Source organism: Mesorhizobium sp. WSM3860, assembly GCF_002294995.1.
Taxonomy (GTDB): Bacteria; Pseudomonadota; Alphaproteobacteria; order Rhizobiales; family Rhizobiaceae; genus Mesorhizobium.
In genome coordinates this window covers 93,147-107,711 of sequence record NZ_NSGF01000016.1, presented here as the reverse complement: position 1 = coordinate 107,711, position 14,565 = coordinate 93,147, and the positions used below count along the sequence as shown (strand labels likewise).

Annotated in this window: 11 protein-coding genes and 1 tRNA gene; 5 read left to right on the top strand and 7 right to left on the bottom strand. The window is 62.7% G+C overall.

The window, feature by feature from the left end:
* Positions 1–86 precede the first annotated feature (86 nt).
* Positions 87–431: a VOC family protein gene (locus tag CK220_RS23025; protein WP_095813728.1), complete on the top strand. Its 345-nt coding sequence runs from the start codon at positions 87–89 to the stop codon at positions 429–431.
* A 166-nt stretch (positions 432–597) separates the two neighbouring features.
* On the opposite strand, the gene CK220_RS23020 is transcribed toward CK220_RS23025, so the two are convergent.
* The 3 genes from CK220_RS23020 to CK220_RS23010 all read right to left on the bottom strand — a co-directional run bounded on the left by CK220_RS23020 (position 598) and on the right by CK220_RS23010 (position 3,926).
* Entirely contained in the window at positions 598–1,929 is a 1,332-nt protein-coding gene (locus CK220_RS23020) for an HlyD family type I secretion periplasmic adaptor subunit (RefSeq protein WP_095813727.1), read from the bottom strand.
* Positions 1,922–3,712, bottom strand: coding sequence for a type I secretion system permease/ATPase (locus tag CK220_RS23015; RefSeq protein WP_095813726.1), 1,791 nt, complete (start codon positions 3,710–3,712; stop codon positions 1,922–1,924). Before CK220_RS23015 ends, CK220_RS23020 begins: the two co-directional genes overlap by 8 nt.
* A gap of 139 nt (positions 3,713–3,851) precedes the next feature.
* A tRNA-Gln gene (locus CK220_RS23010) sits at positions 3,852–3,926 on the bottom strand.
* 94 nt (positions 3,927–4,020) lie between these two features.
* Between CK220_RS23010 and CK220_RS31570 the strand changes: the two genes are divergently transcribed.
* On the top strand, positions 4,021–4,257 hold the full coding sequence (locus CK220_RS31570; protein ID WP_141245204.1) for a hypothetical protein: 237 nt from the start codon (positions 4,021–4,023) through the stop codon (positions 4,255–4,257).
* Positions 4,258–4,341: 84 nt separating this feature from the next.
* Here the strand turns inward: CK220_RS31570 and CK220_RS23005 are convergent, their stop codons facing one another.
* Positions 4,342–5,724, bottom strand: a complete 1,383-nt coding sequence (locus tag CK220_RS23005) for a hypothetical protein (RefSeq protein ID WP_095813725.1) — start codon at positions 5,722–5,724, stop codon at positions 4,342–4,344.
* A gap of 617 nt (positions 5,725–6,341) precedes the next feature.
* On the opposite strand from CK220_RS23005, the gene CK220_RS31565 reads away from it, so the two are divergent.
* A complete protein-coding gene (locus CK220_RS31565) occupies positions 6,342–6,530 on the top strand; it encodes a hypothetical protein (protein WP_141245203.1) in 189 nt (62 codons plus the stop codon).
* Between the two features lie 181 nt (positions 6,531–6,711).
* Positions 6,712–8,424: an HAD family hydrolase gene (locus tag CK220_RS23000; RefSeq protein ID WP_095813724.1), complete on the top strand. Its 1,713-nt coding sequence runs from the start codon at positions 6,712–6,714 to the stop codon at positions 8,422–8,424.
* A gap of 22 nt (positions 8,425–8,446) precedes the next feature.
* Here the strand turns inward: CK220_RS23000 and smc are convergent, their stop codons facing one another.
* The 3 genes from smc to CK220_RS22985 all read right to left on the bottom strand — a co-directional run bounded on the left by smc (position 8,447) and on the right by CK220_RS22985 (position 13,392).
* The gene (smc, locus tag CK220_RS22995; RefSeq protein WP_095813723.1) at positions 8,447–11,905 is read right to left on the bottom strand and encodes a chromosome segregation protein SMC; all 3,459 of its coding nucleotides are present in this window, start codon (positions 11,903–11,905) and stop codon (positions 8,447–8,449) included.
* 60 nt (positions 11,906–11,965) lie between these two features.
* Positions 11,966–12,694, bottom strand: a complete 729-nt coding sequence (locus CK220_RS22990) for a DsbA family protein (RefSeq protein WP_067327871.1) — start codon at positions 12,692–12,694, stop codon at positions 11,966–11,968.
* 197 nt (positions 12,695–12,891) lie between these two features.
* The gene (locus CK220_RS22985; protein WP_095813722.1) at positions 12,892–13,392 is read right to left on the bottom strand and encodes a DUF721 domain-containing protein; all 501 of its coding nucleotides are present in this window, start codon (positions 13,390–13,392) and stop codon (positions 12,892–12,894) included.
* Between the two features lie 32 nt (positions 13,393–13,424).
* Between CK220_RS22985 and mutY the strand changes: the two genes are divergently transcribed.
* Positions 13,425–14,558, top strand: a complete 1,134-nt coding sequence (gene mutY, locus CK220_RS22980; protein WP_095813721.1) for an A/G-specific adenine glycosylase — start codon at positions 13,425–13,427, stop codon at positions 14,556–14,558.
* The last annotated feature ends 7 nt before the right edge of the window (positions 14,559–14,565 follow it).

Sequence of the window (14,565 nt, the reverse complement as noted above, 5' to 3'; positions counted from 1 at the left end):
TCGATTAAGCAAAAGCTGCGTCAAAAAGACTTGCCGGTGAGGGTTACGCGATTTAGAACACAACAAGAACAGAGTGGAGTAGCGCGATGAAACTCGACGGAAAACTCGACTATTTGGAACTGCCGGCCACCGGCGGCACGCTGGACAGCGTCAAGTCCTTCTACAGCGCGGCGTTTTCCTGGTCGTTCACCGACTACGGGCCGACCTATTCCGCTTTTGCCGAGGGGCTCGACGGCGGCTTCCAGGCCGATGGGGGCGAGGCGCCCGCCCGACCGCTGCCCGTGCTTTATTCCGAAAACCTGGAGGAGACGCTGGAGGCGGTTGAGAATGCCGGAGGCAGCATCGTCAAGCCGATCTTTTCCTTCCCCGGCGGCAGGCGGTTCCACTTCGTCGACCCCGCCGGCAACGAGTTGGCCGTGTGGGGCGAGTAGCCCGCAATTTCCAGTCGCCGGATTGATCGGCCCTTGCCCCGTTCGCAGACGTCATGTTCACGTGCTGCCGGCACTGGCCGAACACGTTGCGTATAATCCGGCGGAATTGTTCCACTTCGGGTACGGTTTCGGGTACGGTGAAGGCCGCAGGAGGGCAGGATCGGGCCTATCTTTCCCGAAAGGCGCGTTGGAACGAGTCCACCAGTGGCTTGGTCAGATAACTCAGAAACGTTCGCTCGCCGGTTGAAATGAAGGTTTCGACCGGCATGCCTGGGTAGATCTGCTCGGGCTTGACCTGCGGCGGCAGCTTATCAGCCATCTTAAGCCGCACGGTGTAATAGGGCTGTCCAGTGCTGGGAGTGATCAGCCGGTCCGCCGAAATGTAGAACACCTTTCCCGGCACTTTTGGTGTTGTCCGTGCGTTGAGGGCTGTGAACATCATGTTCGCGCCTTGGCCGAGCCGGATAGAATCGATCTCTTCAGGCTTGATCTTTGCCTCGACGATAAGTTCATTCGTCGGCAGAAGCTCCATTGCAGCCTCGCCAGCACGGATGACGCTGCCTTCGGAATTGTAGAGCGAGCGGACGATGATGCCGTCCACCGGGGCACGAATGGTCGTCCGCACCAGGACCGACCGAGCGGCGTTGATTTGTTCCTCAAGATCGGCCACCTCCACCCGGGCTTTGTTCAGTTCCGTGACGGCATCCTCGACCCGGGTGGTTGTTAGTCTCTCAATCTGTTGGCGCGCTTCCACGATCTGGGTCGCCGAGCTGGCGATTTGCGCCTCCAGCGATCCCTCCTGACCTACCAACTCGGCGGTGCTACGCAGAAGATCGGTGTATTCAGAACGATTTGTCAGTCCCTTTTCCAGCAAGTGCTTTTTGCGTTCCGTCTCGGCATTGACGATCGCGAGCTGGTTTTCCGCAGCATTCTTTTGCGCCCTCAAGCCGGCAACAGCTTGCTGAAGGGCTGCCACCCGTTCCCTCAGGATCTGCTGATCTGCGGCATAGCGCGCTAGCCGAGCCTGGAACTCCTTGGTTTGTTCTGCAAAGACGTCACTGAATTCGGACGCGTCTGAGTAGGCGTCTAAATCGCGCGGCAGGACGATTTTCTCCAAGCCGTCCCGTTCTGCCTCGAGCCGCGCGATCTCGGCTTTTTGTGCGACCCACTGTTTGAGGACTCGGTTGAGCTGCGACTGCGCCACCGTTGGATCGAGCACGATCAGGGCCTGGCCTCGCAAGACTCTGTCACCTTCTCGGGCCTTGACGCTGCTGACCACGCCACCTTCGAGATGCTGGATCATGACGTTTTGTCCAGCTGCTGCAACCACTCCTGGCGCGATCGTTGCTCCGGCAATCGGCGCCATTGCGCCCCAGAATCCGAAGGCAAGCAAGAAAACGGACACGCTTGCATACCCCGCCAGCGTGATCCGATCTGTGCGTGTATCGACGTTGCGCTGCCAGCGATACGTCCTGGCGCCGATGGTCTGGCTAGTCATTAGCGACCTTTATCTCCCCGCGAGCAGATGAGGGGAAAGGCACCACTCCTTCGCGCGACTGAGAGGCTGCGGGCCGCCCCGCTTGGCTCCGTCGCTCGACAAGTCTATCGAGCACGCCCTTGGTCAAACCGTAGATCTCGACCTGGCCATTGCGTAGCATCAATATGCGATCGCATTTGGAAGCGAGAGAGGGCCGATGGGTTATGACGAGCACGGTCGTTTTTCGTGAACGCGCCCCGGTAATCGCACGCTCGAGCGCGGCTTCGCCGCTGGAATCGAGATTTGCATTGGGCTCGTCCAGAACCAGCACCTTGGGATCGCCGTAGAAGGCCCGAGCAAGCCCGATGCGTTGACGCTCGCCACCCGAAAGGCGAACGCCGGTCGGGCCGATCAGCGTCGAGTAGCCATCCTTCTGACCCAGGATGAGCTCATGCACTTGGGCCCGCTGGGCTGCTTGGACCAACTTCTCGCTGGGCGCATCCGGTTCGAATCGCGCGATATTCTGGGCGATGGTTCCCGGGAAGAGTTCCACATCTTGCGGCAGATAACCAATATGGCGGCCGAGTTCTTCCGGATCCCAGTTCCGAATATCGCCGCCGTCGATCCGGATCGCCCCCGAGCGGGGTTCGATCGCACCGACGATGAGGCGCGCCAGAGTCGATTTTCCAGCCTGGCTTGGCCCCACAATCGCGACTGTTTCGCCGGCGGCGACCTCAAAGGTCAAGCGTTTTATCAGCGGCAGCGAGCCGTCGGCCGCGCCTGGAAGATGGTAGACTATTTGCTCCACGCTTAACGCTCCTTGAGGAGCCGGCAATGCTACGTTTTCCTGGTTGTCGGGTCCGGATCGGAGAGCCGAAAGCCTCTTCCACGCAAGATTGGCGTCGATGATCTGCCGCCAAGTCCCAATGATCTGATCAAGAGGTTGCAAAGCGCGCGCCGAAATCATCGAGGACGCAAATATCATGCCGGCGGTCATCTCGTTGTGCAGAACCAGATAAGCGCCGACCCCCAATATCGCGATCTGCAGTGTCGACCGAGTAGCGCGCGATACCCCGCCATAGAATGAATTGATGCGAGCGAGCCCATCCGAGGCGTGCAGAGAGCCGGAAAAACGGGTCCCCCAGACCTCTATAACGTTGGACACCATGCCAAGAGCGCGAACGGTTTCAAAGTTTCGGGCGAAGGCCTGCGCCGAATTCATTGAGGCATTGAGACTTTCCGCCGCCTCCTTGCCAGGTCGCGAGCTCGCGACCTGGTTCAGCATGGCGATGGCGACCATGAGAACCGCCCCGACGACCGTCACAAGGAAGAGCAACGGATGGATGAAATAGAGCAGGCCCACGAAGATTGGCCCGAAGGGAAGGTCGAAGAGAAAGAAAATGGTTCTCGAAGCGATGAAACCTCGCAGGGTGGCCAAGTCGCGCAGGGCTTGGACATCGCCGAGGCCAGCGCGGGGGCCGCTCATTGCAGCGAGAAAAGACGATGTGCCCAAAGAGACATCCAGTCGCGCCGCGAGCCGGCTTGCATATACACCCCGCACGACTTCGAGCACTCCGAAGAGCAAGAGCGACGAAACCGCTAGCAATGTCAGGTAGGTGAGAGTGTCCAAATTGGCCGCGGGCAAAACCCGATCATATACCTGCAGCATGTAGAGAGGCAGAATTAGCACCAGGGTGTTCATCACCGCGGAGAACAGGCCCATTTCGACCACGCTCTTCGATAGCACCCTTCTATTCGTGTAAGTGGGCATCCCCGAAATCGTCTCTTTTGGATAAGCGATCATTTTAGACAATCTTTATATATCATGCCAAGCAGCCGCGCTATCGGTTGCGACCTTTTGACCAAGGAAGTGCTGAAACGAAGCCTGAGCCTCACGTCATGGTCCCGCTTGTGGAAACAAGTTATCCACAGGGAATCCAGTTTGGCTGGGGCGCCAGGATTCGAACCTGGGAATGTCGGTACCAAAAACCGATGCCTTACCACTTGGCGACGCCCCAGCAGCCGGGTGGTGCCCGCTGCGCGCGGCCTTATAGGACGAGCCGGTCGAAAGCTCAATGCTTGCACCGGCGCCATCCAAGGTAATCTTGCCGCATGTCTCGCGTCGGCGGATTGCCGCCGCGTTTCGGGCGTAATCCAAAGGGCGGCGTGAAACTCTTGCTGCTACATGTCTCCAATCATAGCATCGCCGCCGCAGTAACCCGACCGCCGCTAATGGTGTTCGCCGCCATCGGCCTGATCAGTCCGGAATTGGTGATGGCACCGCCGATTGCAAAGGCCGGCGCATGTGCTTCCGCGGTCGATGCGGCCGACCGTTTATTGGCACCTTGATCCGCCGCCATTTTGATCGCTGGAACATGGCACGGCGGGTGGCGCGCACGCCCTCGCCGTGCCATGGTCCAATCGCGTGAGCGATCAGACGACGAACACGTCGTGATACGTCAGGGCCGCCCCGGGCTCCAGGTGGGCGATTTCCACCTGCGGGGTCGATCTCGAGCCGTCGGGATCATAGGACAGAACGCCCGTGCTCCGATTGTAGAGCAGGTGATCGTTGCTGCTGGTGGCGTGTTCTCGCAACTCGAAATACGACGAGTTCACCTGCGTCGGGCTGGACAAGGAACCGGCGCCGAGCTGGGTGAAGACGGCATTGTCGAGATAGAGCGCGTCATGGGCCGCGTCGAAATCGGTGAGTGTGTCGACATTGCCGGGGCCATAGGCGGTGTCAAACACGAAGTTGTCCTCACCGGCGCCACCGGTCAGCACGTCTTTTCCACCCAGGCCCCGCAGTGTGTCGTTGCCAGCCAAGGCATCAAAGGTATCGGCCGCGCCAGTGCCGACAAATGCATCGTTCCCGGTTGTCCCGTGGGTCGGGTCGGTCGGCACGGTCGGAGATGGCGATGTCGGGTCGGTCGGCAGGGTTGGCGTTGACGGTGTCGGGTCGGAACCGTCATGGGCCGCATGCCAGGCCGCCTTGGCGTGGGCCCAATAGTCGCGGGCCGCCTGCCCTTGAAGGACCGTCCAGCCGGCGGGCGGCATTGGATAATCCGCCGGCAGCGGCGTGTCGGAGAGGTTGAGATAGTAATTGCCGTGCGACTCGACCGTCTTGTCCCAGGCCCGCTGCACCCGCTCCCAGCCGTTGTGGTTAACGTCGGTGATCGCCACCACGGAGTCGATAAAGTGCAGGCTGGGTACGATATCGTCAGCGCCTGTGCCCTTGTCGAGTTTGAATGGCGAACCGTGGGTCATCTCGCCTTTGCGAAGGTACTCTCCCATGCCTAGAAGCATGCCATCCATGGTGACCGAGTTGTTAGACCCATCCACGTCACCGTCACCAAGGCTCACTCCGGAAAATACGTGGTCGAACAGGGAATCCCGGATGGTGCCGCCGATGACATCGTCGTCCTCGACCGCGTCGTCGCGTGAGTAGCCGACATAGCTATCCTCGATAAGGAAGGTGCCAGTACCGCCGACACGGATGCCATCCCAGGGCTTGGTGATCGTCCAGTCGTCGATGACAAAGCTGTGGGCTGAATTCACCCGGACTGCGGCGGAATTGACGTAAACGTCCTCCCAGGCGCCGGTTTGGGAGACCGTGCCGTTGATCGTGCCGCCCGAAACCACGAGGTTGTCGCCGGGGTTGACGACCGCGAAGGGATACAGGTTCGTGGAGCTTCCCTGATTGGCGACGATCCACGAGGCATTGCTGGCATCGATAGTGGTGTCGGAGGGGAGACCGGATGCTTTATATTGGCGGTAGCCGTAGTCACCGCTTAAGACAATGGTATTCGTATCGGCCATGCTTGGCCACCTTTCACACCCCCACCCTTTTTGCCCATCATACGCCTGAAGCCCGAATGGCTTGGACCTACAGAGCCCACCTTAGCGGTATGGTGCAAATCACAAAATTTAAAGAAAAGTGTCAAAATGTAAAAATATGTCCCTCGCGGAAATTGGGTGACGCAGCGATTTCAGCGTGGCTTCGCTTCAGCGGTCTCAACGCGACTTTCACGTCCTTTGCCACCCTCCGAAAACCCAACGGCCTCGCAGGAGCAGTGCATGAGCGGAGATGGTGCGCAGGAGTTCCGTCGTCGCAAAACTATCCTCGAAGACCATCAAATCCGTCCGTGAGTTATGGGGTAATGACGCACGCCTTGATATCAAACGCCCTGCAATGAATGCGGCCGATATTTGCGTCACCCCGACGTCACGATCTCTCAATATGAAGTGGAAGTCCGATCCCTCGACCGTCTCGCCATATTTGGCAATGTCCAAGCAGTGGGACGCAAACCATGAAGCTTAGTGTCTCAGTTCGAAATTTTCGAAATGCTTATTGCATTTCAATATCGGCCCGACCTCCTATATGCTGCGCGCAAAAGCACGGGAGAAAGGGTGTGTCCCGAGAGCGTGACGTGCTTATGTGGCGCGAAGCCGGGAAACTTGCGTTATCTGGCGACTATGAAGGATGGCTTGCCATCGAATGGGAGCTTCGTAGCAGAGGATTCTCACGCGCCAAGCTGCTGTTTGATAACGACCGGGTCCGAAAAAAATTGGATGAGATCTGTAAGAAGGCACAGGAACAACGCGCCGACGCCAAACGGACCTAGAGACCAGAAACGCCTCGCCTTCGAAAGAATCCCAGCCAACCTTCTCTTTCTTTGCGATGAGTTGCATTTCTCCAACCCTGGTTCGCGCCAGGAGGCGAAAGCGCCGGCCTAAACCTTTTCCGCCGACAGGCGTTGTTTGTTCCAGACGGACCGAGCGACCGCCAGCGGAGAGGATCACCCGATGTATTTCATGGCACTGGCCACCGACTACGACGGCACGCTGGCGCATGACGGACTGGTCACCGCCAGCACGCTGTCGGCGCTGAAGAAGCTGAAGAAGTCCGGCCGCAAGCTCATCCTGGTCACCGGCCGCGAACTGCCCGATCTCAAAGAGGTGTTCCCGGAGCTCGGGCTGTTCGACAAGGTGGTGGCCGAAAACGGCGCGCTGATCTACACGCCGGCGAGCGAAGAAGAGCGAACGATCTCGCTTTCGCCTTCCGCCGATTTCGTCGACAGACTGAAGAAGCGCGGCGTCAAGCCGCTCTCGGTCGGCCGCTCGATCGTTGCCACCTGGGAGCCGCACCAGGCCACCGTGCTCGACGTCATCAAGGAGCTCGGCCTTGAGCTGGAGATCATCTTCAACAAGGGCGCGGTGATGATCCTGCCCTCAGGCATCAACAAGGCCACCGGACTGGCGGCTGCGCTCAAGGACCTCAGGCTGTCGCCGCATAATGTGGTGGGTGTCGGCGATGCCGAGAACGACCACGCCTTCCTCAGGGCTTCGGGCTGCAGCGTCGCCGTCGCCAACGCACTGCCCGCCGTGAAGGAAACCGCCGATCTGGTCACGAAGGAGGCGCGCGGCAAAGGTGTCGAAGAACTGATCGGCAAGCTGATAAAGCAGGATCATTTGATTGCTCGAAAGCGCTTGCGCGGTGTCCTGTTGGGAACTGCCAACGGCAAGAAGGTCTATCTGTCGCCCATCGAGACCGTTCTGATCGCTGGAAGCTCCGGTATCGGCAAGTCGACGTTGGCTACAGCGCTCACCGAGCGGCTTGCCGAAAAAGGATTGCAGTTCTGCATTTTCGATCCCGAGGGCGACTATGACGGATTGGAGGGCGCCGTTCCGTTGGGCGATGGCTCGACTACACCCAGCAAGGAGCAATTGCTGGAGCTGATCGAAAAGCCTAGCACCAATATCGTGGTCAACGGGCTGGCGCTGAAGGTCGACGAGCGGCCCGACTTCTTTGCCGAATTGCTGCCAGGGCTCGGCAGCGTCCGCTACCGCACGGCAAGGCCGCACTGGCTGATCATCGACGAGGCGCATCACCTTCTGCCCAAGCGCCGCGAGGACACGCGCGCAGTGCTGTCGCTCGAGCTCCCGGGTACGGTGCTGATCACCGTGCATCCGGAAGCGATCTCGACCGGTGTCCTGCGCCTGGTGACGGCGGTCATCGCGCTCGGTCCGAAGGCGAAGGGCGTGATCAAGACCTTCTGCAAGGAGGCCGGGCTGGAGGCACCCAAGAGCATTCCTTCGCCGAAGGGTGACCGGGTCCTGCTGTGGCGGCCGCAGGACGGCAAGAAGCCGTTCACCGTCAAGGCGATCGAACCCGACCAATCGCTCAAGCGGCACAGCCGCAAATATGCCGAAGGCGAGCTCGACGAGGCAGGCAGTTTCTATTTCACGGGACCGGAAAAGGCGATGAACCTCAGAGCCCACAATCTGATCATTTTCGCCCAAATGGCGGAAGGCATCGACGACAAGACCTGGGAATATCACCTGCGCGCAGGCGACTATTCCAAATGGTTCCGCCAACAGATCAGGGACAAGGAACTCGCCCGCGAGACGGCAGACGCCGAGAAGGACAAGCGTCTATCGCCCGAGGAAAGCCGCAAGCGCGTGCTGGAGGCCGTGCGCCGCCGCTACACGGCGCCAGCGACGGCACCGGAGACGTAAACGCAGTCGGTCTGAGCCGCCGTCAACTCGCCTCGCGCATCGCCTCAGCGGCCTGCAGATCGACCGAGACCAGCTGGCTGACGCCCTGCTCGGCCATGGTGACGCCGAACAGGCGATCCATGCGGGCCATGGTGATCGGGTTGTGGGTGATGATGACGAAGCGCGTCTCCGTCGTCTTCGACATCTCGTCCATCAGATTGCAGAAGCGCTCGACATTGTGGTCGTCGAGCGGGGCGTCGACCTCGTCGAGCACGCAGATCGGCGCCGGATTGGTGAGGAAGACCGCGAAGATCAGCGACATGGCGGTCAGCGCCTGCTCGCCGCCGGAGAGCAGCGTCATGGTCTGCGGCTTCTTGCCCGGCGGGCGGGCGAGGATTTCGAGCCCTGCTTCCAACGGATCTTCCGACTCGATCAGCTGCAGTTCGGCCGTGCCGCCACCGAAAAGATGCGAGAACAGGCGCTGGAAGTGGCCGTTGACCACCTCGAAGGCCGACAGCAGGCGTTCGCGGCCCTCGCGGTTGAGGTTCTGGATCGCCTGGCGCAGTTTTCTGATCGCCTCGATGATGTCCTCGCGCTCGGAAACGATGATTTCCAGGCGGTCCGACAGCTCCTTCTGTTCTTCCTCGGCGCGCAGATTGACGGCCCCGAGCCGCTCGCGCTCGATCTTCAGCCGGTCGAGCTGGCGCTCGACCTCGGCCATGTCCGGCATCGGATCGTCGGCTTCGAGCCCGGTATGCTTGATGACGAGATGCGGCGGCGTGTTCAGCGCTTCCTGGATGCGCGTCTCGACCTCGGCGCGGCGTTCGTCGGCCGCGGTCAGCCGCTCCTCGGCGCGGACGCGGGTCTCGCGCGCTTCGGCCAGCGACTGGATCGCCGCGGTCGCCGCCTTGTCCAGCTCGGCCTGCTTGGTCTCCGCTTCCTGCAGGCGATCGCCGGCGGCATGGCGCAGCGCCTCGGCCTCGGAAAGCTGACTCAAGAGGGCGCGTCGCTTGGCGTCGATCTCGTCGGGCGCGTCGGCCAGCCTCTCGCGCTCAGCTTCGGCCTCAGCCTTGCGCTCGCCAAGCGCGGCGATCTGCGCCGAGGCGTTTTCGGCCCGCTCCAGCCAGTTCTTGCGCTCGAGACCGATGGCATCGAGCCGGCGCATGCGCGCCTCGGCCTCGCGGCGTAGCCCTTCATGCACGGCGCGTGCGTCGGCGAGCGTGGCGCGGTCGCGCGCGACATTGGCGGAGGCCTGTTCGAGCTGGAGCTGCAGGTCGCCGAGATCGGGCGCGTCCCTCAGCATCTCCTCGGCTTCGAGGAAGGCGGCTTGCGTCTCCTCATGGCTGTCGACGATGCGCGCGCGCGCCTCCTCGAGCGCAGCGCGCCGGCTTGCCAGCTCGCCGCCGGCCTTCTCCGCCTCGGCCAGCGCGTTGCGGGCGGCATCCAGGGAGTGCTGCGCGTCGCGGCCGGCCTGGCGCGCATTGCGCTCGGCCTCGCTTGCCTGGCGCATCGCCTGCTCGGCGCGCGCCAGCGCCTCCTCGGCCTCGCGTACGACGCGGGTCGCCTGCACGGCCTCGGCATCGAGCTCGGCCAGGCGGTTCTTCTGCGCCAGTCGCTGCGCGGCGGCGGTCGGGGCATCGGCGCTTGCCGTCAAGCCGTCCCAGCGCCAGAGCGCGCCGTCGCGGCTGACCAGCCGCTGGCCGGGCGCGAGCTGCGCTTGAAGGCGACGCCCATCGGCGGAGTCGATGATGCCGATCTGCGCCAAGCGGCGGGCAAGCTGCGCCGGCGCGCGCACAACGGTTGCCAGGTTCTTCACGCCTTCGGGCAGCGCCGCATCGCCGGGCTGCACCGCGCTCTCGCCCCAATGCACCGGCGCGCTGCGGTCGAGCGGCACGCCGAGGTCCTCGCCGAGCGCGGCGCCAAGTGCCGTCTCGTAGCCGCGCTCGACGCTGATCTGCTCCAACACCGATGGGAAAAGGTCGCCACTGGCGGCATTGAGGATCTTGGCCAGCGTGCGCGCTTCCGTCTCCATACGCTGCAATTCGGCCTTGGCATCCTGCAAAGGCGGGCGAGCGGCGCTTTCGGCGGCGCGGGCTTCGGCGACCGCCTGCTCGGCGGCGATGGCGCCCAGCTCGCTCTCTTCCAGCCGGGCAAGCGCGTCCTCGACCAGCAGCCGCTTCTCGGCGGGATCGGGCAGGCCGGAAATGCGCGCCACAATATCGGAGAGCTCGCGATCGACCTCGGCAAGCTGGCGAGCGAAGCGGTCGCGGCGTTCGGCGGTCTCACGCAACGTGCGCTCGATCTGGTGGCGCGAGGCGGCCGCCTCGGCGCGTTCGGCAGTCAGCGCGGCAAGTCTGGCTTCGCTCTGCGAGAGTGTCGCGCCGGCCTGCTCGAAGGCGGCGCGGGTGGTGGCTTCGCGCTCCGCAGCACCTGCGTTTTCGGAATTGAGCTCGGCTTCCTCGGTGCGGAGACGCTCGAGAATGTCGGCATTGTCGCGCACCATCCGCTCCTCGCGGGCGATGTCGGCGTCGAGCTGCTGCAGGCGGCGCTCGAGCTCCGCCTGGCGCGAGCGGATGCGGCCGGCCTCCTCTTCGATCTGCGTCTTGGCGATAGACAGCCGCTGGAAGGCCGCCGCTGCTGCGGCTTCGGCGTCGCGCAGGTCGGGCAGGCGGTGGGCGGCGATGCCCTGCTCCCTGGCGGCAGCCATCTGCGCGGCAGCTCGGTCGCCGACCAGCGTGGTGGCTACGGCAAGTGCGGAACGCGCCTCACCTTCCTGGGTTTTGGCCAGCGTCCAGCGCAGATGCAGAAGCGTCGCCTCGGCCTTGCGGATGTCGGCCGACAGGTTCTTGAAGCGCGAGGCCTGGCGCGCTTGGCGCTTCAGGCTGTCGATCTGGCTTTCCAGTTCCCCGACGACATCGTCCAGCCGTTCGAGGTTCTGTTCGGCCGCCTTCAGCCGAAGCTCCGCCTCGTGGCGGCGCGTATGCAGGCCGGAGATACCGGCGGCTTCTTCGAGCAGCGCGCGGCGAGCCTGGGGCTTGGCCTGGATCAGCTCGCCAATGCGGCCCTGGCCGACCATCGATGGCGAGCGTGCGCCGGTCGACTGATCGGCGAACAGCAGCTGCACGTCCTTGGCGCGCGCTTCCTTGCCGTTGATGCGGTAGAGCGAGCCCGCCTCGCGTTCGATGCGGCGCGACACCTGCAATTCATCGGCGTCGTTGAAGGCGGCGGGCGCCGTGCGGTCCGTATTGTCGAGGAAAAGCGTGACTTCGGCGGTGTTGCGCGCCGGCCGCGTACCGGAGCCGGAAAAGATGACGTCGTCCATGCCGGACGCGCGCATGTTCTTGTAGGAGCTTTCGCCCATCACCCAGCGCAGCGCCTCGACAAGGTTGGACTTGCCGCAGCCGTTCGGCCCGACAATGCCGGTCAGCCCGCGTTCGATGACGAACTCGCCGGGCTCGACGAAGGACTTGAAACCGAGTAGGCGAAGGCGCGAAAACTTCATTCGCGCCGCCCCGCGAAGGCCAACATGCCGAAGCCAAGCAGCTTCTGCGGGACCTGGACGTCAGAGCAGAGGGTCGATGATGGCCGACATTTCCTCAATCGACATCGCCCCTTTGTAGGTCTTTCCGTTGATGAAGAAGGTGGGCGTCGAGTCGACCTTGAACTCGTCCGCTCCGCGTTTCTGGACTGCTCTCACATCGTCCAGAAGCTTCTGGTCCGTCAAGCAGGCCTCAAAGGACTCCTGTGTAAAACCGGCGAGCTTGGAAATCTGCAGCAGCGCTTCCTTGGTGTTGCTGACGCCGACCCAGCTCGGCTGCTGCTTGAACAACACGTCCACCATGGCGAAATAGTTGTCCTTGGCGCAGCGCGCCAGCATGAAACCGGCCTCGGCGCTCGGGTCGAAGGGGAATTCGCGCAGGATGTAGCGCACCTTGCCGGTGTCGATGTATTTCGACTTCAACTCAGGAAAGGTTGTGTCGTTGAAATGCGCGCAATGCGGGCAGGTCATCGAGGCATATTCGACGATGGTGACCTTGGCGTCGTCCTTGCCAAGCTGCTTGTCGGGCAAGGCGCCGGGCTTCAGCAATTCCGCCATGTCGACGGTGCCCTGCGCTTCCGGCACCTGAGCGGCCGCGGGCGTGGCGGGCTTGGCTGGCGTCGACGGGTTGGCGGGCTTCACATCGGCCGCCTTTGCCTCCTCGCCCGAGTCGCTGCATGCGGCAAGCAGCGCCACAGCCGGAACGGCGGCCAGCGTGGTCAAAAGGTTTCTGCGGGACAAAGAGCGGTTCATGCGAATCACCTGATATCGGTTGGATTTTGCAATGCAAGGGCTAGAAAAGGCGAGAGTTGGCGCGAATTAAGGCATCGGCATCCCCAATCCAATCGCCAAATTTTTCGGGCGCGATCACGAATATGCGATATTGACGACAATTTTGCAGCGCGCTCCACGTCTTTTCCGGAAACCGCCGGAACTTTCGGGAGACATGCTCAGGGCTTTTTTTGTCCGAGGATGGTCGCTCCGAGCCGCTCCAGCGAGGCGCGCAGGCCATCGTCCTCGATCTTGCCGACGGTTCGCGCCAGCTTCGATTTCTCGGCCTCGCTGAGCGGTCTCGGTTGCGGTTTCGGCCGCGCTTTCGCCGAAAGGACCGGCTTCTGCAGGATCTTGATGCGGCCGATGGCGTTGAAGCCCAGAAAGGCGTTGACGCGGTTGATGACCTCGCCGGCCTCATGCTGCAGGTGCAGCGCCGCCATGCCTTCGCAGGCAATGATCAGCACCGCCGGCTCGAACGGATCGTCCTCATGCAGGCGGCGCGGCCACTGGATCTTTTCCGGGCGCGAATGGCTGGCCAGGCGCGGCCCGGCGATCTCTTCCCAGGACTGCACCAGCCCGATCGAGATGCCGGCGCGCTTCCTCAGCACCGGATCGAGGATCTCGGTCGCGAGATCGCTTACCGGAACGGGATTGCCGAAGGGCCTTTTCCCTGCCATTTGCGTTCTCCGATCCTAAATCAACCCGATCAATGGCACCGCAACACCAGACCCGCAAGGCCGCAGCCGAGAAGTCCATATCCGGAGATAGCAGCGTCGCCGTCCGCCTGCTTGCCTGGTACGACGCGCATCACCGTGACCTGCCCTGGCGCGTGACGCCGAGTGCGTTCGCGCGCGGGACAAGGCCTGATCCCTATCGGGTCTGGCTCTCCGAGGTGATGCTGCAGCAGACCACGGTCGAGGCGGTAAAGGCCTATTTCCGCACCTTCCTGGAGAAATGGCCGAGCATCGAGGCGCTGGCCGCCGCGCCCGCCGAGGACGTCATGAAGGCCTGGGCCGGGCTTGGTTATTATTCAAGGGCACGCAATCTCAAAGCCTGCGCCGATCTCGTGGCGCAGCGGGGCGGCCGCTTTCCCGACACCGAAGCCGGTTTGAAGCAATTGCCGGGGATCGGCGCCTACACGGCGGCCGCCATCGCGGCGATCGCCTTCGACCGGCCAGCCGCCGTCGTCGACGGCAATGTCGAACGCGTGGTCTCGCGGCTCTATTCGGTGGAGACGCCGCTCAGCGAGGCCAAGCCGGAAATCCGCGCGCTGGTCGAGAAGCTTGTGCCACAGACAAGGCCCGGCGATTTCGCCCAGGCGATGATGGACCTCGGCGCGACGATCTGCACGCCGCGGCGGCCGCGCTGCATGCTGTGCCCGCTGCGCGAGGATTGCAGCGCGATCCTCTCAGGCGATCCGGAGCGCTTTCCAGTCCGCGAGCCCAAGGACGACAAGCCGCTCAGGCGCGGTGCTGCCTTTGTCGCCCAGCGCGATGACGGCGCCGTCCTGCTGCGCAAACGGCCCGACAAGGGACTGCTCGGCGGCATGACCGAGGTGCCGACCACGGCGTGGACGGCGCGGGCCGACGGCGCTACGACGGCGGACGCAGCGCCCTTTGCGGCCGACTGGCGGCGCGCCGGGCGGATCGGCCATATCTTCACGCATTTCGCGCTCGAACTCGACGTCTTCCATGCCCACATCAGGGGTGATGCGCCCAACGGGCATTTCTGGTCGCTGGCCCACGAAATTTCCGGAGAAGCGCTGCCCACCGTCATGAAAAAGGTAATCGAGGCAGCGATACCGGGCGCAACCAGAAAGCAAGCCCCGCAGCGCCCGCGTTGAAAGGACC

What these genes read in the sequence shown, in the direction of transcription:
- CK220_RS23025 (WP_095813728.1), top strand. Translation starts at nt 87, where the DNA reads ATGAAACTCGACGGAAAACTCGACTATTTGGAACTGCCGGCCACCGGC.
- CK220_RS23020 (WP_095813727.1), bottom strand. Translation starts at nt 1,929, where the DNA reads ATGACTAGCCAGACCATCGGCGCCAGGACGTATCGCTGGCAGCGCAAC.
- CK220_RS23015 (WP_095813726.1), bottom strand. Translation starts at nt 3,712, where the DNA reads ATGATCGCTTATCCAAAAGAGACGATTTCGGGGATGCCCACTTACACG.
- CK220_RS31570 (WP_141245204.1), top strand. Translation starts at nt 4,021, where the DNA reads ATGTCTCGCGTCGGCGGATTGCCGCCGCGTTTCGGGCGTAATCCAAAG.
- CK220_RS23005 (WP_095813725.1), bottom strand. Translation starts at nt 5,724, where the DNA reads ATGGCCGATACGAATACCATTGTCTTAAGCGGTGACTACGGCTACCGC.
- CK220_RS31565 (WP_141245203.1), top strand. Translation starts at nt 6,342, where the DNA reads ATGTGGCGCGAAGCCGGGAAACTTGCGTTATCTGGCGACTATGAAGGA.
- CK220_RS23000 (WP_095813724.1), top strand. Translation starts at nt 6,712, where the DNA reads ATGTATTTCATGGCACTGGCCACCGACTACGACGGCACGCTGGCGCAT.
- smc (WP_095813723.1), bottom strand. Translation starts at nt 11,905, where the DNA reads ATGAAGTTTTCGCGCCTTCGCCTACTCGGTTTCAAGTCCTTCGTCGAG.
- CK220_RS22990 (WP_067327871.1), bottom strand. Translation starts at nt 12,694, where the DNA reads ATGAACCGCTCTTTGTCCCGCAGAAACCTTTTGACCACGCTGGCCGCC.
- CK220_RS22985 (WP_095813722.1), bottom strand. Translation starts at nt 13,392, where the DNA reads ATGGCAGGGAAAAGGCCCTTCGGCAATCCCGTTCCGGTAAGCGATCTC.
- mutY (WP_095813721.1), top strand. Translation starts at nt 13,425, where the DNA reads ATGGCACCGCAACACCAGACCCGCAAGGCCGCAGCCGAGAAGTCCATA.